Origin of the sequence: Marinobacter sp., assembly GCF_040882185.1 — a bacterium.
In the GTDB taxonomy this organism is placed as follows: Bacteria; Pseudomonadota; Gammaproteobacteria; order Pseudomonadales; family Oleiphilaceae; genus Marinobacter.
In genome coordinates, this window is the sequence record NZ_JBBEBW010000005.1 from 84,812 (window position 1) to 103,474 (window position 18,663).

Annotated in this window: 19 protein-coding genes; 9 read left to right on the forward strand and 10 right to left on the reverse strand. The window is 55.6% G+C overall.

Annotated elements, in window-relative coordinates; translation table 11 throughout:
- Positions 1-5: 5 nt before the first annotated feature.
- The 6 genes from hrpB to WEB64_RS04910 all read right to left on the reverse strand — a co-directional run bounded on the left by hrpB (position 6) and on the right by WEB64_RS04910 (position 6,629).
- The gene (gene hrpB / locus WEB64_RS04885) at positions 6-2,483 is read right to left on the reverse strand and encodes an ATP-dependent helicase HrpB (RefSeq protein ID WP_368057731.1); all 2,478 of its coding nucleotides are present in this window, start codon (positions 2,481-2,483) and stop codon (positions 6-8) included.
- 81 nt (positions 2,484-2,564) lie between these two features.
- Positions 2,565-3,227, reverse strand: a complete 663-nt coding sequence (locus tag WEB64_RS04890; RefSeq protein ID WP_368057615.1) for an SCO family protein — start codon at positions 3,225-3,227, stop codon at positions 2,565-2,567.
- A 20-nt stretch (positions 3,228-3,247) separates the two neighbouring features.
- Positions 3,248-4,159: a heme o synthase gene (cyoE, locus tag WEB64_RS04895; RefSeq protein WP_368057617.1), complete on the reverse strand. Its 912-nt coding sequence runs from the start codon at positions 4,157-4,159 to the stop codon at positions 3,248-3,250.
- Entirely contained in the window at positions 4,156-5,205 is a 1,050-nt protein-coding gene (locus WEB64_RS04900; protein ID WP_368057733.1) for a heme A synthase, read from the reverse strand. Before WEB64_RS04900 ends, cyoE begins: the two co-directional genes overlap by 4 nt.
- 67 nt (positions 5,206-5,272) lie before the next feature.
- A complete protein-coding gene (locus WEB64_RS04905; protein WP_368065522.1) occupies positions 5,273-5,896 on the reverse strand; it encodes a hypothetical protein in 624 nt (207 codons plus the stop codon).
- Positions 5,889-6,629, reverse strand: a complete 741-nt coding sequence (locus tag WEB64_RS04910) for an SURF1 family protein (RefSeq protein ID WP_368057621.1) — start codon at positions 6,627-6,629, stop codon at positions 5,889-5,891. Before WEB64_RS04910 ends, WEB64_RS04905 begins: the two co-directional genes overlap by 8 nt.
- 58 nt (positions 6,630-6,687) lie before the next feature.
- Between WEB64_RS04910 and WEB64_RS04915 the strand changes: the two genes are divergently transcribed.
- Positions 6,688-6,891, forward strand: coding sequence for a twin transmembrane helix small protein (locus tag WEB64_RS04915; RefSeq protein ID WP_368057623.1), 204 nt, complete (start codon positions 6,688-6,690; stop codon positions 6,889-6,891).
- A 10-nt stretch (positions 6,892-6,901) separates the two neighbouring features.
- Here the strand turns inward: WEB64_RS04915 and WEB64_RS04920 are convergent, their stop codons facing one another.
- The 3 genes from WEB64_RS04920 to coxB form a co-directional block, all read right to left on the reverse strand.
- Positions 6,902-7,789, reverse strand: a complete 888-nt coding sequence (locus WEB64_RS04920; protein WP_368057625.1) for a cytochrome c oxidase subunit 3 — start codon at positions 7,787-7,789, stop codon at positions 6,902-6,904.
- Positions 7,790-7,842: 53 nt separating this feature from the next.
- On the reverse strand, positions 7,843-9,426 hold the full coding sequence (gene ctaD / locus WEB64_RS04925) for a cytochrome c oxidase subunit I (protein ID WP_368057627.1): 1,584 nt from the start codon (positions 9,424-9,426) through the stop codon (positions 7,843-7,845).
- A 105-nt stretch (positions 9,427-9,531) separates the two neighbouring features.
- Positions 9,532-10,656 (reverse strand): cytochrome c oxidase subunit II, encoded by a 1,125-nt coding sequence (gene coxB, locus WEB64_RS04930; protein WP_368057629.1) that lies wholly within the window; start codon positions 10,654-10,656, stop codon positions 9,532-9,534.
- 422 nt (positions 10,657-11,078) lie between these two features.
- Between coxB and WEB64_RS04935 the strand changes: the two genes are divergently transcribed.
- The 8 genes from WEB64_RS04935 (at position 11,079) to WEB64_RS04970 (ending at position 18,338) form a co-directional block, all read left to right on the forward strand.
- A complete protein-coding gene (locus tag WEB64_RS04935) occupies positions 11,079-12,344 on the forward strand; it encodes an MATE family efflux transporter (RefSeq protein WP_368057631.1) in 1,266 nt (421 codons plus the stop codon).
- A 161-nt stretch (positions 12,345-12,505) separates the two neighbouring features.
- The gene (locus WEB64_RS04940) at positions 12,506-13,153 is read left to right on the forward strand and encodes a hypothetical protein (RefSeq protein WP_368057735.1); all 648 of its coding nucleotides are present in this window, start codon (positions 12,506-12,508) and stop codon (positions 13,151-13,153) included.
- Positions 13,154-13,277: 124 nt separating this feature from the next.
- Positions 13,278-13,952 carry a methylamine utilization protein gene (locus WEB64_RS04945; RefSeq protein WP_368057633.1) on the forward strand — a complete coding sequence of 225 codons (675 nt, stop codon included), beginning with the start codon at positions 13,278-13,280 and terminating at the stop codon, positions 13,950-13,952.
- Positions 13,952-16,324: a putative bifunctional diguanylate cyclase/phosphodiesterase gene (locus tag WEB64_RS04950; protein ID WP_368057635.1), complete on the forward strand. Its 2,373-nt coding sequence runs from the start codon at positions 13,952-13,954 to the stop codon at positions 16,322-16,324. The genes WEB64_RS04945 and WEB64_RS04950 overlap by 1 nt, the downstream gene beginning before the upstream one ends.
- Complete coding sequence (locus WEB64_RS04955; protein WP_368057637.1) at positions 16,321-17,187, forward strand: DUF3034 family protein; 867 nt, start codon at positions 16,321-16,323, stop codon at positions 17,185-17,187. The genes WEB64_RS04950 and WEB64_RS04955 overlap by 4 nt, the downstream gene beginning before the upstream one ends.
- A complete protein-coding gene (locus WEB64_RS04960; RefSeq protein ID WP_368057639.1) occupies positions 17,187-17,639 on the forward strand; it encodes a group 1 truncated hemoglobin in 453 nt (150 codons plus the stop codon). Before WEB64_RS04955 ends, WEB64_RS04960 begins: the two co-directional genes overlap by 1 nt.
- 38 nt (positions 17,640-17,677) lie before the next feature.
- Positions 17,678-18,064, forward strand: a complete 387-nt coding sequence (locus tag WEB64_RS04965) for a DoxX family protein (RefSeq protein WP_368057641.1) — start codon at positions 17,678-17,680, stop codon at positions 18,062-18,064.
- A 46-nt stretch (positions 18,065-18,110) separates the two neighbouring features.
- Positions 18,111-18,338 carry a DUF1653 domain-containing protein gene (locus tag WEB64_RS04970; RefSeq protein ID WP_368057643.1) on the forward strand — a complete coding sequence of 76 codons (228 nt, stop codon included), beginning with the start codon at positions 18,111-18,113 and terminating at the stop codon, positions 18,336-18,338.
- A gap of 40 nt (positions 18,339-18,378) precedes the next feature.
- Here WEB64_RS04970 and WEB64_RS04975 read toward each other — a convergent pair whose 3' ends face one another.
- Positions 18,379-18,648: a YheV family putative zinc ribbon protein gene (locus tag WEB64_RS04975; protein ID WP_368057645.1), complete on the reverse strand. Its 270-nt coding sequence runs from the start codon at positions 18,646-18,648 to the stop codon at positions 18,379-18,381.
- Between the last annotated feature and the right edge of the window lie 15 nt (positions 18,649-18,663).

An 18,663-nucleotide genomic window follows, 5' to 3' on the forward strand; every position in this document is an offset into this window, starting at 1 on the left:
TGTTATTAAAAACCCTGCTTCTTGGTGCCACTTCGCGCCTCCGCATCCAACGGATTTTCTGGCCAGGGATGTTTCGGATAGCGGCCTCGCATGTCTTTTCGGACTTCCGGATAGGTGTTTTGCCAGAAGCTACGGAGGTCACTGGTAATGGCCAGAGATCGACGAGCGGGAGAGAGTAGGTGAATCACCACCGGAACCCGGCCCCCTCCAATACGCGGGGTATCTTGCCAGCCGAACAGCGCTTGCAGTTTGGCAGCGAGCACAGGTCCATTTTCCGCCGTGTAGTCCAGTGACACACTTTGTCCCGCGGGGATCACAAGAGCTTCCGGCGCAAGTTGGTTCAGCAACTGCTGCTGGTCATAACTGAGTAAATTGCTCAAAGCTGGCGACAGATCCAACTGCTGTAAATCCGACCAGCGGACCAGGCCAGGCATAAAGGGCCCTAACCAGTCTGCCAACGTGGCCAATAATTGAGCTTCGCCAACATCCGGCCAGCTGTCGCCAAACTGTTTGCGTAGTAACAACACCCTGGCACACCACTGACGAGCCTTCACAGACCAGGGCAAGCTGTCCAGACCTCTGGTACGGACAGCGTCCAGCAGGGCCCTCTGGATCAAAGCCGGAGCGGGTCTCGGTAGGGCTTGTTCTGCCAGAACCAGTTTGCCGAGGTATTGCTGGCGGCGAGCAACAACGGTGCCCCGGCGTTCGTCCCAGCTCACCTCATCCAGCGTTTCCATACGCTGGCTGAAGTCCTCCTCCAGCCACGAGGGTTCCAACGGCGCTGCCAGATAAATGTGCGCCTCTCGGGCCTGTCCATCGAGGTCGGCACAGGCCAACCATTGGTATCGCACCAATGGGTCCTCGGCACGGAGAGTCGCGCCGCGACCATTACTCAGCAAGTAACGACCGGAGTGCCCGGGTCGCTGGCGCGCAATGCGATCCGGGTAAGCGAGCGCCAACAAACGTCCGACGGTTTCAGCACTTGGGGTAGCAAAGCAATCAATATCGCCAGGTTTTAGCCAGCGCTGAGCTGCCTTCCGAACAGCAGCAAGCCGCCCCGCATCAAGACCCTGTATTCGCTCTTCGCCTCGAAGTACCCGAATCCGCTCGTGCACATCGGCGCCAGCCCGTTGGCCCAGCAAATCGCGCTCTTCGAGCAGGGCGGTCAACTGAGCCGATAACACCGGCCAACCCAGAGCACGGCCCCGCAGCATCATGTGAGCAAGGCGTGGGTGACATCCGAGGTTGCGGGCCGCTTTACCGAGATCGGTTATGGCGCCGTCATCGTCGAGCAGGTCCAGCCACTTCAGCAGGTCCAGCGCTTGCTGCCAGTGCGCGGACGGCGGCGGATCGATCCAGGCCAGCACCTCCGGTGAACGAGCGCCCCATTGGGCCAGTTCGAGCACCATCGGAGTCAGATCTGCTTGCTGTATTGCAGGCGGTGTGAACTCCCGCAAGCCGAATTGCTCTGTCTCGCTCCACAGTCTGTAGCAAGCGCCCGCCTCAATGCGTCCTGCCCGGCCCTTACGTTGTTCCGCCGCCGCCCGGGAGACGCGCCGGGTAATCAGTCGTGTCATCCCGCTATTGGCATCGAACACCGCACCCCGTTGCTGGCCGCTATCGATGACAACCCGAATGCCTTCGATCGTCAGACTGGTTTCGGCGATTGCGGTGGCGAGGACGATCTTGCGCTCACCCCTGGATGCGGGCGCAATGGCCATATCCTGCTGGGCGCTGGTCAAATTACCGTAGAGCGGGGCGATATGCGTGCCTGCCGGTAGCTTGCCTTGCAATGCCTGTTCGGTGCGCCTGATCTCACCAGCACCAGGCAGAAACACCAACAGAGACCCGGGTTCGGTGCTCAGCGCGTGCAGAATAACGGCCTCAACCTGGTCTTGCAGTGTGGTACGGCCCATGACCGGGGCATAGTGCACAGCCACCGGAAAAGCACGGCCCTCGCTACTCAGTACCGGCGCATCGTTCAATAAACGGGCGAGCGGCGCAGTATCGAGCGTTGCCGACATCACCACAACCCTGAGATCATCCCGCAACGCTTGCTGGGATTCACGCACCAGCGCCAGGCCGAGGTCAGCCTGCAAAGAGCGTTCATGGAACTCATCGAACAGGATCGCTGCATAGCGCTCAAGGGCGGGATCATCCTGAATCAACCGGGTCAGGATGCCTTCGGTTACCACTTCGATACGGGTCTGGGGAGAGATTTTGCTATCGAGTCGGGTTCGATAACCGATTCGCTGACCAGGTTGCTCGCGCAGTTGCGCCGCCATGAACCTGGCCGCTGACCGCGCTGCCAGTCGGCGAGGCTCCAGCATCAATATCGCTTTACCCTGTACCCAGTCCGCCCCCAGGAGAGCTGGCGGAACGCGGGTGGTTTTACCGGCGCCCGGTGGAGCCTGAAGCAAGACCGTATTGCGGGTAGCTAACACCTCCAGTAGCTGGGGCAACATGGCGTCGATCGGTAACACCGCTAGCTCCCTGGTTATAGCGGACATGCAACGTGTGCCTCAATGCCCGTCAAAGTATCGTCAGGGTCAAAGACGAGCGCGTCAGCCTGCTCTGGGGTGCTGTGCCTTGGCCCAGTCATAGATTTTTTCGAAGGCTTCAGCCACGGTTTCCGGCGTATGGGGTGGCTGCAAAACCGCTGTCATCTGGCCAGCGGGGTTGATCAACGCCAGATGCCCACTATGGTCAACATAATTCACGCCTTCCGTTTTCCGATGTACGAAAACGGCATTCAGGCTTTTGGCAAGGCCCTTGAGAACATCTATTTCTCCGGTGACACCGTGGAAATCAGGACCAAAAAAATCGAGGTACTGTTGCAGTTTTTCTGGAGAATCTTGCTCGGGGTCCCCGCTGATCAGCAGGTAATCGGGCTGGGGCAAATCAGATGACATCAATTTGTCAGCCTGCCGCAGCATTGCCATAGTGGCCGGGCAAATATCCGGACAGTTAGTGTAGCCAATAAAAGCGAACGTCCAGCGGCCTTTCAAGTCGGCCTCAGTTACCGGCTCACCGAGTTCGTTGGTCAGTTCGAAGGACGCCACCGGCTGACTCTGGTCGTACACAAACGTGTTCATCGTACTGAGGTCCGGCGCTGGCTGAGGCTCGCTGCTGGAGGGCTGCATAACTTGGCGTGAGACAACAAAACCGAAAATCAGGGCGACCGCCAGGACCAATACCCCAACGGTACGACGAATCGTGCTGCTCATAATCGCTCCACAACCAGTGCTTAAAAATAGATAAAGTGATCGACCAGTAAAAACACAAAAAGTGCCATTAGATAGGTAATGGAGTACTTAAACGTCGCCAAGGCCACCATCCGGTCATCGCCTCTGAGCAAGCGCACCGCGTATTGCAGAAAGCGCAGGCCCAACACCAGAGCACCCACCAGATAGATCGGGCCAGACATGCCCGTCACGAACGGCAGCAAGCTGACGGCGAGCATCATCAAGGTGTAAAGCACGATGTGGATTTCGGTGTACCGGTTGCCATGAGTCACCGGCAACATGGGGATGCCAGCCTTGGCGTATTCTTCCTTGCGATGAATCGCCAGTGCCCAGAAGTGTGGCGGTGTCCAGGCAAAAATAATAAGTACCAACAGCAGCCCATGACCTTCTACCTGGCCGGTGACGGCAGTCCAACCCAGTAATGGAGGCATCGCGCCTGCAAGCCCGCCGATCACAATATTCTGCGGCGTAGCGCGTTTCAGGTAGAGCGTGTAGACACCGGCATAGCCGACCAGCGAAGCCAGGGTCAGCCAGGCCGTAAGCGCGTTGACTTGCCACACCAGAATCAGCATACCAGCCAGTGCCAGGGAGGTAGCAAATACCAATGCGTCAAACGGGCTGATCTTACCCGTAGCGACCGGTCGTTTGCGGGTCCGGGCCATGACGGTATCAATTTTCTGGTCGACGACGTGATTGATCACTGCGGCTGCGCCGGCCAGCAGCGCAATGCCGATGTTACCGAACACAAGTACCGACCAGTGGGGTACGCCGGGTGCTGCCAGCAACATGCCAATAACGGTTGTCAGCATCATCAATGCAACAACCCGGGGCTTGGTCAGCTCAAGAAAATCCTTCCAGGAAATTTTCTGGGTGCCGTTACCCTCAAGGTTTAGGGCTTTGGCGTGCTCACTCATGCAGTAGCCTCCTGATGTTTCGTGTTGGCATTCATGCTTTGTGCGCCATGACGGCGCCGATAACCCTGCAGTCGCCACAACAAATTGATTACGCTGATCAATAGGGCTGCCCCCATAGCATTGTGGGCGACCGCAACAGATAACGGAATGTGAAGCACCACGTTAGCGAGGCCAAGCAGAATCTGTGCACACAATACCACGGCAACCAGCCCGACGGCTGCCTGTATGGAGGTGTTTTTTGTACGGCGCCAGAATGCCAAAAGCAGGCCCGTAAAATAACCCAGAACCACTAACGCGCCTATTCTATGCGTCACCTGGATGGCCACCCGACCCTCGGCGGTGAGCTGCCCACCTAGATAGTTGGGCCCGACTGACTGAGTTATATCAAAGCCATGCTGGAAATCCATCTTTGGCCACCACTCGCCCTGACAGGTCGGTATATCGGTGCAGGCAACAGCGGCATAATTTGCCGCCGTCCAGGCACCCAATGCAATCTGGAGAATGACCAACATCAATCCGCCGTAAAGCCACGGGCGGAGACGGGCAAGGGCGGTGGCCCTGGCTGGCTCGATGGTCGGTTTTCGGCCTCGCAGCCGCAGGGTGAGTAACGCCAGCAGGCTTAACGTCGTAAACCCACCCAATAAGTGCAGAGCGACCACCTGCGGCCATAGTTTGAGGGTCACCGTCCACATTCCGAAAGCGCCCTGCAGCAGAATGAAAAATGCCAAGAAAATCGGCAGTCGAACAGGAACACCCGATTTCCGGTGACGGATACCGTACCCCGCAAGCCCGAATACGATCAGCCCGAGTATTCCAGCAGCGTAGCGGTGAATCATCTCTGGCCAGCCCTTGGAGACATCGACCGGCGCATGGGGAAAACGAGCCTCCGCAATGGCAATACTGGCCTCACTCTGAGGCACGCTGAGAAAGCCGTAACAGCCAGGCCAATCCGGACATCCCAGACCTGCATCGACCAACCGGGTCCAGGCTCCGAGCATGACAACAACCACGGCAAACAACGTTGCAGCGAGCGCTGCCTGCCCCATCTTCTGGAACCGATCAATTTCATAGAAGGTATTTTTGTTCAACACACCACCCTCGGTTATGGAGGCTTCAGCCAATCTGTGACAGCTTCATCAGTTGTTTGAGATCCTTCAGCATCTGCTTGCCGGAATGATCTGAGTTGTATCGCATCATGATATTACCGAATGGGTCGACCAGCAGTATCTCCGGAGTCTGACTTGGCACAACGCCCTCAGGCCAGATTGGCGATGAGCCCGGCTGATGTTCGAGCTGTTCCATAGTGGCGTACTCCTTCTCCCAGCGGGCGGCGAGATCAGCCGGTATCTGCTCAAGGTAAGCCGCGCGACTAAGGCGGTCCGCACTTTTACCCAAGGCGATATTGACCTGACGCGCAAGGTACAACAGCTCCTCACATTCTTTCGCACAGGACCCCGCTGTGACGAGCATTAACCATTCAGCATTTTCGACTTCTGGGCCGAATCGATCTGAGAGTGGCTCACCGTCGGCACCATTAAGCTGCAGCTCTGCAACCGCTAACGGTGGCTGGACCAAAACGCCGTTATTACTGATCTCGGTCGGATTCATCCAGCCGGTGTAATACATGATGGTCGCAAGAAGCATAGGCCCGAAGCCCACGGCAAATAGAAGAAGAGCCATTCGTCGGCCACGCCGGACCTGCTCGGGGGATCTCGGTGATTCAGTCTGTTCAACCATGGGGGTACTGGGTTCCTGATTCTGTTTTTCGGTAACTGGCAATCAATGTTAATACCGTCAGAGCAATAGCCAATGAAAACCACTGCACGGCGTAACCGTAGTGGGTCTGCGGGCCCATCAGATCCGGCGTCCAGTCGGCCGCAAACCCGCCCGGCTGCTGACGCCCGTCCAATCTTACCAGATGCTTCGCCATCGCTTGGTCAATGCGCCTGGCGTCTTCTGGGGACAGCGCCTGAACTCGTCGCGGCCATGAAGTTTCAGGTGGGAAATCCGCCAATACCGGGGGTTCCGGATAGGGGCTTATCCGGCCCCGCAAGGAAACCAGCCCCTCTGGAGTACTGAAGTCAGGCATGCGGCCCCGCACGCGCTCCCCGGGTATCCAGCCGCGGTTGATGACCACCGGGGCGCCCTGGTCCGGGTAGAATACACTCAAGACTTCGTAACCCGGAACACCCTCCCGGGTGCGGTTATCCAACAGCCAGTGAAGCTGCCCGGAATAGCGGCCCACCAACTCGACCGGCTGACCATCTTCCAACCCCTGATCCAGATGATCAGACCAGGAGAGCGTTTCAGACTGCTGTTGCCACTGATCGAGTAACACCTGCTTTTCAGAGGCTCGCTCAAGCTGCCAAAGGCCCAAAGCGATCAGCACCGGCAGAAACACACCGGAAAAAATACCGAGGCGCCAGTCAAAATGCCACTTACGAACACTCTTTGGTTTCTCGCTGACCATACTCTAGTATAGAGACCTCGGATACGGATTACCCCGCACCTGAGACGGAGACTAGCTGATGCTGAAAATTTTGATTGTCGTATTGATGCTGGCGGTGATCGTCAGTCTGTTCAGCGGTTTGGTATTTCTGATCAAGGACGATGGTAAATCCCACCGTGTCGTCAACTCACTCGCGGTGCGTGTAGGGCTGAGCCTACTACTGCTGATACTCATTCTGGTCGCCCTATGGCATGGAGATCTTACGCTGAACCCCACACCATAAGGCAGTTTCTTCAAAGAATGTAGACGAATACAAACAGCCCGAGCCAGACCACATCTACGAAATGCCAATACCAGCTAACCGCTTCAAAACCAAAGTGTTTTTCTGCAGTAAAATGCCCTTTCTGTATACGGACCAACATGATGATCAGCATCAGGGTGCCCATTATTACGTGAGCACCGTGGAAGCCGGTCAGCATAAAGAATGTACTACCGTAAATACCTGACTTCAGAGTCAAATCCAGTTCGGTGTAGGCCTGAACATACTCTTCGGCCTGAAACCCTACGAATACCAATGCCAATACAATGGTAGCAATCAACCAGGCCTTTAGCTTTTTCCGGTTACCCTGCTTCAGGGCATGGTGAGCAACTGTCACAGTGAAAGATGAAGTCACCAGAAGAATGGTGTTAACCAAAGGCAGATGCCAGGGGTTAATAATACTCTTCGGAGCCGGGAACGCCTCCGGGTCCGGATTATTCAATAGCGGCCATGTCGCCTGGAAGCCCTCCCAAAGCATGTTGCTGCTGCCACGATCACCCTCTCCGCCCAACCAGGGAATCGCAAACGTGCGCGCATAGAACAAGGCGCCGAAAAAGGCAGCAAAAAACATCACTTCGGAAAAAATGAACCAACTCATACCCCAACGGAAAGACCGGTCCATTTGGGGACTGTAAAGGCCATCACGGCTTTCCTTGATAACGCTGCCGAACCAGCCAAAGAGCATATAGGTCATGATCAGACCACCAATGCCGAAGGTGATCCAGGCACCGGTCGTGGACTCCCCCTGGGAACCATTGACCATGATTGAAGCCACGCCGTACATCGTGACCCCAAGTCCCACTGTGGCGATGATCGGCCACTTGCTCTGCTCTGGTACATAATAAGTCTGATGTGTCGTCATGACAGTCTCCGACGGCTTATCCGTTATTGTTTGTATAGCGCTGTGGCACCGGTCTATTTGACCTCAGGTGGCGTTGAAAAGGTGTGATAGGGCGCCGGTGACGGAACCGTCCACTCAAGACCTTCAGAACCATCCCACGGCTTCGCTGAGGCTTTCTCGCCTCCTCGAGCGCACTTGACCACGATGAACAGGAACAACAACTGGGAGGCGCCGAACATGAATGCACCAATGCTGGAAACCATGTTGAAGTCTGCAAACTGCAGCGCGTAGTCCGGAATTCGACGTGGCATGCCTGCCAGCCCCAGGAAGTGCATAGGGAAGAAGGCCAGGTTCATACCTACAAACGACAGCCAGAAATGGGTCTGGGCCAGGGTTTCGTCATACATATGGCCAGTCCACTTCGGCAGCCAGTAGTAAGCTGAGGCGAAGATACCGAAGATCGCACCCGGTACCAGTACATAGTGGAAGTGAGCAACCACGAAATAGGTATCGTGATACTGGAAGTCGGCTGGCGCAATGGCCAGCATGAGACCGGAGAAGCCGCCAATGGTGAACAGTATGACAAAGGCGACTGAGAACAACATCGGCGCTTCGAAGCTGAGCGAGCCCCGGAACATGGTAGCGACCCAGTTAAACACTTTCACACCGGTTGGTACGGCAATCAGCATGGTGGCATACATGAAGAACAGCTGGCCCGCGATGGGGATGCCGACCGTAAACATGTGGTGAGCCCATACAACGAACGACAGCAGTGCGATAGCGCCCACCGCATAGACCATGGAGGCATAACCAAAGAGTCGCTTGCGGGAGAAGGCCGGAATGATCTCCGAGACCGCCCCGAATGCAGGCAGAATCATGATGTAAACCTCGGGATGCCCGAAGAACCAGAACACGTGCTGGAACAGCACTGGATCACCACCACCTGCCGCATTGAAGAAGCTGGTACCGAAGTTGATATCCATCAGCATCATGGTCACCACACCCGCCAGAACCGGCATGACAGCGATCAACAGGAAGGCAGTAATCAACCAGGTCCAGACGAACAACGGCATTTTCATCAGCGTCATGCCGGGTGCACGCAGGTTTAGGATCGTGGCGATTACGTTGATCGCACCCATAATTGAAGACACACCCATGATGTGAACAGCAAAAATGAAGAACGTCGTGCTTGGCGGTCCATAGGTGGTAGACAGTGGCGCATAGAAGGTCCAGCCAAAGTTAGGGGCGCCGCCTTCCATGAACAGGGTAGAGACCAGGATCAGGAAAGCGCAGGGCAGCAGCCAGAAACTCCAGTTGTTCATTCGTGGCAACGCCATGTCGGGCGCACCAATCATCAATGGAATCATCCAGTTCGCCAGGCCCACAAACGCTGGCATGACTGCACCGAACACCATGATCAGGCCGTGCATTGTGGTCATCTGGTTAAAGAATTCAGGCTCCACAATCTGTAGGCCGGGCTGGAAAAGCTCTGCCCGGATAACCATGGCCATCGAACCGCCAAGCAAAAACATGGCGAAACTGAAGATCAGGTACATTGACCCGATATCTTTATGGTTGGTCGTTAACAACCATCTTGAAAAGCCCTTAGCGGGACCGTGATGATGATCCTGGGCGTGGGTATCGATGACCGCACTCATGAAAAACCCCCGTAGCCGCCTGATTTCAGTTGCCGGCGATGTTTATTTATGTCTGGAGAAACTGACGTTCGGCCAGGACTCATTCAGCCCTGGCTTCCCCTCGGATTACTCCTGATTCTTGTAATCAAATACATCTTTTGGTGTAGCCATCTCACCCGTATCGTTACCCCAGGCGTTTCTCTCGTAGGTAATGACGGCAGCCAGGTCAACTTCGCTGAGCTGTTCCCCAAAGGCCTGCATAGAGGTGCCAGATACGCCATTAACAACAACATCCAAATGCGCTTCCATATCTTCAATCGCAATTGCACTGCCCTTGAGCGCCGGGAACGCCGGTGGCGCACCACTACCATCAGCCTGGTGACAAGCCGCACAATTTGACGCGTAAACACTTTCGCCACGTTCAATCAGCTCTTCAAGCGTCCAATCCTTCTCGGTCAGCTCACGTTCACGTTCGGCACTCGCAATTTGCTCAGCCTTCCATTCGTCGTACTCGTCCTGGGGAACAGCCTTGACGACCACTGGCATGAAGCCGTGCAGGCGGCCGCAAAGTTCTGTGCACTGGCCACGATAGATGCCCGGCTCATCAACCCGCGTCCAGGTTTCGTTTATAAAGCCCGGGATTGCATCTTTCTTGACACCAAACGCCGGCACCCACCAGGAATGGATAACATCGCTGGCTGTTACCAGAAACCGGACTTTCTTGCCAACCGGAATCACCATCGGATTGTCGACTTCAAGCAAGTAATTTTCACCCTTGTCAAGACGATTGTATATTTGATCCTGCGGGGTGGTGGTATTCGAGAAAAATCCGAATTCGTCGTCGATATAATCGTACTTCCAGCGCCACTGATATCCCGTAATCTTGATGTCGATATCCGCTTCCGCCGAATCGTACATATCAACAAGGGTGGCGGTGGCAGGAATCGCCATGACAACCAGGATCACGAAAGGAATGATCGTCCAGAGCACCTCGACAACGGTGTTCTCATGAAAGTGAGCAGGCTTGTAGCCTTTTGACTTACGATGCGCAAAAATCGACCAGAACATAACCCCGAAGACGGCAATGCCGATCACGACACAAATCCACAGGATGGTCATGTGAAGACCATAGATCTCATTGCTGGTGCCGGTTACGCCCGGCGCCATATTTAACGTCCAGTCCGCCATTGCTTGGCCGGATACCAGACTCGCGCCCAAAAGGGCGCCTGCCCGCTTTGCGTGCACACGCATAACGTGTCTCCACAGAGTATTGTTCTTTGATGACAACGATCCGCTATCCGACTGCCCAGAGATGGCCAGCTGAAATTCGGGTCACTTGTCCGTATGTTCTGCGTAATACTATCTGCTTCTGCTGCAGGAAGTATTGCTTCACGAATTCGGGTTTTGGAGGGTGCTCTCCCACACGCCGCCAAATCAAAAACTGAAGTCTTTCACCGTTAGTAGGCGTGCAGTATAGACGCGGGCAGGGCAAAGTCTCAAAACATTGATTAAAATTTAAGTGTCTTTAAAAACAATTATCTATAACAAAAAAGAATATATAGACTTTTGGATAAGCCTGAGAGGAGCTTGAAATTACCACAATTCGCCGTCCTGACAGTACTGGCCTTCTGCCTCAAACCGATCGTCGACTATGGGCGCTGGCATGGCCCCTGATGCTGACAAACCTTACTGTCCCACTGCTTGGGCTGGTAGATACCGCCGTGCTGGGGCATCTCGAAAGCCCGGAATATCTCGGTGCCGTCGCGGTGGGAGCGAACCTGTTCAGCATTCTCTACTGGACCTTCGGTTTCATGCGTATGGGGACCACCGGATTGGCAGCTCAGGCTTTTGGTCGGGGTGATTCTTTTGGTCAGATAGCGCTTTTGGTGCGTTCAATCCTGCTCGCAATAGTGATTGGACTGCTTTTGATCCTGTTTCACCGGCCCCTGATTGCCATTGGATTGCATTTAATGAATCCCAGTGAAGAGGTTTCCCGCCTGGCCAGCGGTTACGCCAGCATCCGAATCTGGAGCGCTCCGGCAGTCCTGTGTCAGTACACGTTGGTGGGGTGGTTAATCGGCACGCAATTCCCCCGCGGCCCTATGTTGATGCTTATCCTTGCTAACGGCCTGAATATTATTCTCGACGTGTTGTTTGTCACCTTTCTGGGCTGGAATGCCCAAGGGGTGGCAGTGGCGACGGTGATTGCCGAGTATTCTGCTGCTGGCCTCGGATTCTGGTTGGTGGCGAACCGTATGCCCGAAGGCATGAAACTCAGCCCGGCGCTGTTCGGTCAACTGTCAGATTACTGGCGTATCCTGAACATTAATCGCTATATCATGGTGCGTACCATCGCTTTGTTATTGGTGCTGGCGTTTTTCACCGCCAAAGGCGCGCAACAAGGCGATGTCATACTGGCCGCCAACGCCGTATTGATCACCTTTTTACTCATCATTTCCAACGGTCTGGATGGCTTTGCCAACGCCGCCGAAGCCTTGGTAGGAGAGGCTATAGGTCAGCAAAACCGCAGCCAGTTCCGCGCGGTGTGCCGCACCGCTCTACGCTGGTCACTCTGGGGCACCTGCGTGTTCACGATTCTATTCGTGGTGGCGGGCCACACGCTGATAGGGATGCTCACCAGCATCGAGGAGGTAAACGCAGCCGCCAGGCTTTATTTGCCCTGGCTCTGGGTGTTACCCATGGCCGCAGTATGGGGCTTCCTGCTGGATGGCATATTTATCGGTGCCACCCGAACCCGCGAAATGCAGAACACCATGCTGTTCTCCGCTTTGCTCATATTTCTGCCGGTATGGTGGCTAACCACGCCCTGGGGCAATCATGGCCTCTGGTTCGCCCTTATAGCTCTGATGCTTGGCCGTGCAGCAAGCATGGGCTGGCTCTTCATCAAGCACTGGAAGCATGACACCTGGTTCATATAGTTCGCGTTGCTCAAGCAGCGCCCAAAATCTCAACTACACTGATCAGAAATGGCAGGCAGTGCGGGGTAGCCAGACCGTTGCAGCCTTATGACTATAGATTGCTTAGGATAGCGGGAGGCGCCTTGCGACCCTATTCAGTGCACACATTGGCAATTCCTGACATGACACCAGCGGCCGTATTGAACATTATCAACCAGGCTCGCCGGCAAGAGGCTCGTTCCGGGCGGTTCTTACGGCATATGCGGACCCGAGCAGCCTGCTTGCCTGACAGCATCATCGTGGAAGGCTACCAACCTGCAACCTGTCTGTTCCAGTTTGCCATTGAGTACATCGAAATGGCTCCCCGCCTGATCGAGTGCGTGGATGCGTGTGCCAGGCAAGCTGGAAAAAGTGCCCTGTTTTTCCCGTTCATCAAAGCGGCTACCCGATACTTTACTCAGCCATCCGTGCTGTTAGCACAATACGACGGGTTGGACGGATTGTTGATCAAAGCCTATCTCTGTCACCGCTTGATGGAAGAAATGTATGAGAACAACCGCTCTATCCGGAGCAGTCAGCTCGTAGACATCGAGACCACTCAGGCCAACCTTCTGGCCCATCAGTTGATCGGAGAGCCTTTTGCAAACGAGCTGGACCAGTCGATTACGATCACCATGCTGCAGATCGCCGGATCCCCCGACTACTACGAGCTGAATCTTGATCCCTTCGTACATCAGGTAAAACACGCAGCGTGGGACTGGATGAGGGATTACTGGGAAAACCTGCTGATCAGGAACCACATTCATTTCATGTTGGGCCCCAGAAACTGAACTCTCCTGCCGCCGTGACATTTCGTTACCTCACTAAAGGTGCCTTTTAGAGAAGGCGAAGTATTATAAGAAGATTGGCTCCTTAATATTCTGGTAACGCCAGTCTTGATTTACGGGTTGATTGATGTTTATACGTAATTTTCTGAGGCGAACCTCACTTGGATTTTTGGCCTCAGCGGCCATACTTGGACCCCTTCCGGCGCTGGCTACCTCAGCGACCCTTACGTTTATCGACCGCTCCGGCAACCCGCTCCCGGGCGTCATCGTTCTGGTTGATGACGGCAGTGAACCGGTTCCGAAAGCGGCCGAAATGGTACAGAAACATCGGGCTTTCCAGCCCAATATTCTAACCATCGCTAAAGGCTCACCGGTGTATTTTCCCAATCAGGACAACACCCAGCATCATGTGTTTTCATTTTCCGCTCCCAAACCTTTCAATATAGAGCTGTACGCTGACCAACCCGAGGCACCCATTGCTTTCGAGACAGCGGGCATCGTTGAACTCGGGTGTAACATTCATGACCAGATGAAAGGATTCATAGTCGTTGCGGACACTGGCCGGATCGCACGCTCCGGAGCAGGCGGCATCAGCCAGTTTGACGTACAGACTCTTGGCCCTGATGGCGAACTTCACCTTAAGTTCTGGCATCCACGGCTGAAAGACAACACCGTAGCGTTACATATGACACTGCCGGGCCCGCTGCCCATCCAGCAAATCCTGACACTGGATGTCATGCCCGAGGCAGCGCCCGCACAGAATGGCCTGGAAAGCCTGCAAAAGCGCTTTCGTGAACTTTGATGAACCTGTCCTTCGCCAAACCCGGCTTTCGCGGTCGCCTGATGCTCGCCATGCTAACGGTGGTGGTGGTCACCAGTGTCAGCATTGCGGGCGTCATGTTGGTGTATCTGTTTGAGGAAGAGAAGACCCGGGCCACCAGGCAACTCGATGTCGCTGGCGATATTGCCAAGGAAGTGATTGACCGTCGAAACGAGCTGTTGATCTCAAACCTCCGGGTCATTGTTGAAGACTTCGGCTTCAAGTCTGCCATTGCCAGCCGTGACACCCCGACCATCACCAGTGCACTGGCAAATCACACCCTGCGTGCCGGCACCAATCTCGCGATGCTGGCTGACAATGACGGTGACTTGATCGCCAACCTCCAAGGCCTCGAAAATGGCTCTCAGATGCCCTTTCGGATGGTGCTGTCCGCCGCCCGGGAGCGCGGCTTCGCCTCCGAGATCATCAGTTGGCAGGAACGTGCCTTTCAGATACTGATCGTTCCTATTCAGGGCCCTGGGCTTCGTGCCTGGCTAGCAGCGGGGTTTCCCCTCGACAGTGAATTCGCTGACTTCATCGGTGGTTTGACCGGCACCGATGTGGTGTTCAAGCGCAGAGAGGGAAACCGCGCAATGATCCTCGCCAGCAGCCTGCCCGGCGAAGCCATGGAGACCGGTTTTCTCGCCCAGTTCGACGCGATACAGGACACTGACCTGGTGGAGAGCAGGCGATACTTCGTGAAAGCACTGACGCTCGCGGAAACGCCAGACGCCACGATCACAGCACTGCTACTGAGCGACCGTGCAACCGCCCTTGAAACCTACTATCAACTCGCCTTTGATATGGCCCTGCTGGTCTGTGCAGCACTGGCAATTGCAGGTCTTCTGGTGCTGATCACTGCCCGCACGCTGGGGCAGCCCGTTCTCCAACTGGCCCGCTTCGCTGCGGCCATCGGCAATAACCAGGCTGCGGAACCTCCCGATCTGAAAACCACCGGCGAACTCAAAACCCTGGGCAACGCCCTGACAGAAATGCGGTTCCGGATTCGCGAGCGCGAGCATCGCATTCAGCACCACGCCTTACACGATGACCTGACCGGCCTGCCGAATCGTAAAGCCGTCGAGCAGTCTCTGTTGCAAGGGTTTCAGCAGCGCCAGCACGGCTATCTGATCGGCTTTTCTCTCACCGACTTTAAAGCACTGAATGAAACCCTGGGTTTTGGCATTGGTGACCAGGCCATCCTGGCTACCGGCCTGCGATTGCGAGGGCAACTTCCGCCCGAATGCCTGTTTGGCCGCACCGGTGGCAACGAATTTATGGTTTTACTTCAGGGCGAGGATGACGCCCAGCTACGGAAGCAGCTGAACCGGCTCCGGAGCCACGCCGAACTCCCGGTGGTTATCAGGGACACCCCCATCAACCTGCAGATTCATATTGCAGTCCTGAGCTTACCTGGAGATGCGGGTACGCTGGACGAGGTGCGTCGTCGACTCGGGCTGACCCTTGATCGCGCCCGCAAAACAGACAATCGGATCGCCTTCTACGAGCCCGGTGGTGACGAATTCCACTTGCGCGAGCTGCGGCTGATTCGTGACCTGGCAGGCGCACGCCAGAACGGCGAACTGTTCATGAGCTACCAGCCAAAAATACGGTTTGGCCCAGTCAGATTCACGCAAGTTGAGGCATTGACACGCTGGAAGCATCCGGACCTGGGCTTTATCAATCCGGAAGAGTTTATCGGTTTGGCGGAACGTTCCGGGCAGATTCACGAGCTGACGCACTTCATCCTGAAACGCATCGCCGAGGATGCTCAACAATGGCACCAGGCGGGCCTGGACATTGGCGTGGCCATTAACCTGTCAGCCCTTGACCTGAGTGACCGGAACCTGCCTGGAGAAGTGCTGTCCGTGTTCGGTCACTGGCGGGGCCGTATGGACCAACTGACCTTTGAGATTACGGAAAGCGTTCTCATGCACGACGCCGACATCGCCATACAGACACTGGAGAAACTGAAGGCCCTGGGGGTCAAGCTATCGGTTGATGACTTTGGTACGGGGTACTCGTCCCTGACCCAACTGCGACAGCTCCCGGTGCATGAGCTCAAAATCGACAAATCCTTTGTGCTGAATCTGGACACCCAACCCCAGGATCAGCTGATCGTGAAATCAACGATTGAGCTGGCCCATGGTCTGGGGTTAAGCGTCGTCGCCGAAGGTATTGAAAATGCCGAGAGCTGGCACCTGTTACAGACCTGGGGTTGTGATCTGGCCCAGGGCTTTTTCCTGGGGCGGCCCATGGCTGCAGGTGCCATTGCCCAATGGGCAGGAGAATTTACGGCTCGCGTTCCAGACCTGGCGCCAGCATCCGATCTGTCGCCGGAGTTACTGAAATGACGCTGCTTAACCGAATACTAGGTGCCACTCTTATCCTGACGTTCCTGGGTACACCCGTGGCAACCGCTTCCCCTGGAAGTCGAATCTGGGCAACCGGAGGGGTCACTACTATCGAGGGCAGCGCGGGCGGCGGCCTGGTGCCCTGGGCGATGCTCAGTGGCTATGCCAGCGACCAGGAGTGGGGCGGCACACTGGCGCTGTCACGGGCAGAAGTTGACGATTTCACGGTCAGCTTTACCGGGGCCACTGTGAATTGGCGGAACCGGCTGGAGGTCAGTGCCGGACGCCAGACCCTGGACCTGGATACCCTGGGCGCAGCCCTGGGCGAGGATGAATTGAGTCAGGACATCTTCGGCCTGAAAGCCAGGCTTGGGGGGGATGTGCTTTACAGTCGGTACGGGCAATGGTCTGCCGGCCTCCAGCACAAGCGCAATCGGACATTTACCATTCCCGAAGCAATAGGCGCGCGGGATGACTCGGGAACTGACGTGTATCTGTCAGGCAGCAAGCTGTTTTTTGCGGCTTTATTCGACCGTAACCTGCTGGCCAACATTACGGTTCGCGGCACCAGGGCCAACCAGGGCGGGCTGCTCGGTTTTGGCGGAGACCGGAACGATCGCTATGAAGCCCAAGTCGAGTCCAGCCTGGGAATATTCATCGACCGACACTGGCTGGTCGGCGCGGAGTACCGGCAAAAACCGGATAACCTGGGCTTTGCAAAGGAAGACGACTGGTGGGATGTGTTCATAGCCTGGGTACCGGATCGCCGTCTTGCTATTACTGCAGCCTGGGTAAATCTCGGTGATATTGCCGGGCTGGAAGACCAGCAGGGTGCCTACCTTTCATTGCAGGGGAGCTTTTGATGAAATACGAGCGTTTCAGGAAAACCATCGGTGTTACCTTGCTGCTGCTGATCGGCGGATTAACAGCATGCCAGCATCCACCAACGTCTGAGCCGGACGCGAGCCTGTACTCGGCGCTGGGAGAGCGCACAGGCATTGAGTCCATTGTCGAAGATCTGCTTTACCTGATCGTCGAGGACGAGCGAATAGCCTTCCAGTTCAAAGGCATCGACGTGGCCCATTTCCACAAGCAACTGTCCGACCAGATTTGTGATCTGAGCGGCGGACCCTGCGAGTATACCGGACGGGAGATGCGCGAATCCCATTCCGCCATGGCGGTCACCGAGACCCAGTTCAACGCCCTCACCGAAAATCTGATCCTTGCCATGGAGCAGAATGGCATCACCACGGGGGCTCAGAACCGACTACTTGCCCTGCTGGCTCCTTTACACAAAGCAGTTCGCGGGCTTTAATATCGCTTTGTTAATCGGTAAACCCGCAAGGAAACCCCATGCTAGAAAATGCTGATCTGGGAAAACTGATTATTCGCCTCACCCTTGGCGGGCTGATGCTGTTTCACGGCGTTGCCAAACTGTTCAACGGCGTCGGTGGTATTGAGAGTATGCTTGCCGGTTATGGCATCCCGCCTGTTTTTGCCTACGGTGTTTTTGTTGGTGAGCTGGTTGGCCCACTGATGGTTATCCTTGGCTACCAGACCCGTATTGGCGCATTGTTGATCGTGTTCAACATGTTGGTGGCCATTGCTCTGGCCCATGGCAACGAGTTGTTGGCGTTAGGTCGAAGTGGCGGCTGGGCACTCGAGCTACAGGGTTTCTTTTTGTTTACCGCATTGGCGGTTATTTTCCTCGGGCCAGGGCGTTACAAGTTGAAAAACTGAGGCTTTCTGTTTCGAGGCGATTGCTAATTTCTGAAGGGATGGTGAGATGACTACAGCTATCAAACCTGGGCGCTATCAGCACTACAAAGGTCAGCATTACGAGGTTATCGGGGTCGCACGACATAGTGAAACGGACCAACAAATGGTGGTCTATCGCTGTCTGTACGGCGATTTCAGCCTATGGGTCCGCCCTCTCACCATGTTCACCGAGACCGTCGAGGTAGCCGGTGAGCAGGTGCCCCGATTTGCCTGGCTGGATGATCAAAACCGGTAATGCGATCCTCCGCAACCCAGGGTCCAGACACAATACCCGGCTAGTGCCCGGTCTGGCTCCCGTCATCCTCATCGTTTGCTCCGGCCTTGAAAAACACCACCTGTTTGACGGTGTGGTCGTCGACGTTCTTGCGCGTGTTGACCCGGGTCTGAAGCTCGGAAGTCGCTTCCAGATCTGCCTGCTGGTCGCTAAACCCGCATGCCACGCACTCCCGGAACTGGCCCTCTTCCGTGGTAAACATCATGATCTTGTCCATTTCCGCACAACGGGGACAGATGGCGCCGGCAATAAAACGCTTGGGACTGGCCATAGCTGAATCTCCAAA

Bases quoted from the DNA above. Each gene is read 5' to 3' on its own strand.
- WEB64_RS04890 (WP_368057615.1), bottom strand. From the start codon at position 3,227: ATGAGCAGCACGATTCGTCGTACCGTTGGGGTATTGGTCCTGGCGGTC.
- cyoE (WP_368057617.1), bottom strand. From the start codon at position 4,159: ATGAGTGAGCACGCCAAAGCCCTAAACCTTGAGGGTAACGGCACCCAG.
- WEB64_RS04900 (WP_368057733.1), bottom strand. From the start codon at position 5,205: ATGGGGCAGGCAGCGCTCGCTGCAACGTTGTTTGCCGTGGTTGTTGTC.
- WEB64_RS04905 (WP_368065522.1), bottom strand. From the start codon at position 5,896: ATGGTTGAACAGACTGAATCACCGAGATCCCCCGAGCAGGTCCGGCGT.
- WEB64_RS04910 (WP_368057621.1), bottom strand. From the start codon at position 6,629: ATGGTCAGCGAGAAACCAAAGAGTGTTCGTAAGTGGCATTTTGACTGG.
- WEB64_RS04915 (WP_368057623.1), top strand. From the start codon at position 6,688: ATGCTGAAAATTTTGATTGTCGTATTGATGCTGGCGGTGATCGTCAGT.
- WEB64_RS04920 (WP_368057625.1), bottom strand. From the start codon at position 7,789: ATGACGACACATCAGACTTATTATGTACCAGAGCAGAGCAAGTGGCCG.
- ctaD (WP_368057627.1), bottom strand. From the start codon at position 9,426: ATGAGTGCGGTCATCGATACCCACGCCCAGGATCATCATCACGGTCCC.
- coxB (WP_368057629.1), bottom strand. From the start codon at position 10,656: ATGCGTGTGCACGCAAAGCGGGCAGGCGCCCTTTTGGGCGCGAGTCTG.
- WEB64_RS04935 (WP_368057631.1), top strand. From the start codon at position 11,079: ATGCTGACAAACCTTACTGTCCCACTGCTTGGGCTGGTAGATACCGCC.
- WEB64_RS04940 (WP_368057735.1), top strand. From the start codon at position 12,506: ATGACACCAGCGGCCGTATTGAACATTATCAACCAGGCTCGCCGGCAA.
- WEB64_RS04945 (WP_368057633.1), top strand. From the start codon at position 13,278: ATGTTTATACGTAATTTTCTGAGGCGAACCTCACTTGGATTTTTGGCC.
- WEB64_RS04950 (WP_368057635.1), top strand. From the start codon at position 13,952: ATGAACCTGTCCTTCGCCAAACCCGGCTTTCGCGGTCGCCTGATGCTC.
- WEB64_RS04955 (WP_368057637.1), top strand. From the start codon at position 16,321: ATGACGCTGCTTAACCGAATACTAGGTGCCACTCTTATCCTGACGTTC.
- WEB64_RS04960 (WP_368057639.1), top strand. From the start codon at position 17,187: ATGAAATACGAGCGTTTCAGGAAAACCATCGGTGTTACCTTGCTGCTG.
- WEB64_RS04965 (WP_368057641.1), top strand. From the start codon at position 17,678: ATGCTAGAAAATGCTGATCTGGGAAAACTGATTATTCGCCTCACCCTT.
- WEB64_RS04970 (WP_368057643.1), top strand. From the start codon at position 18,111: ATGACTACAGCTATCAAACCTGGGCGCTATCAGCACTACAAAGGTCAG.
- WEB64_RS04975 (WP_368057645.1), bottom strand. From the start codon at position 18,648: ATGGCCAGTCCCAAGCGTTTTATTGCCGGCGCCATCTGTCCCCGTTGT.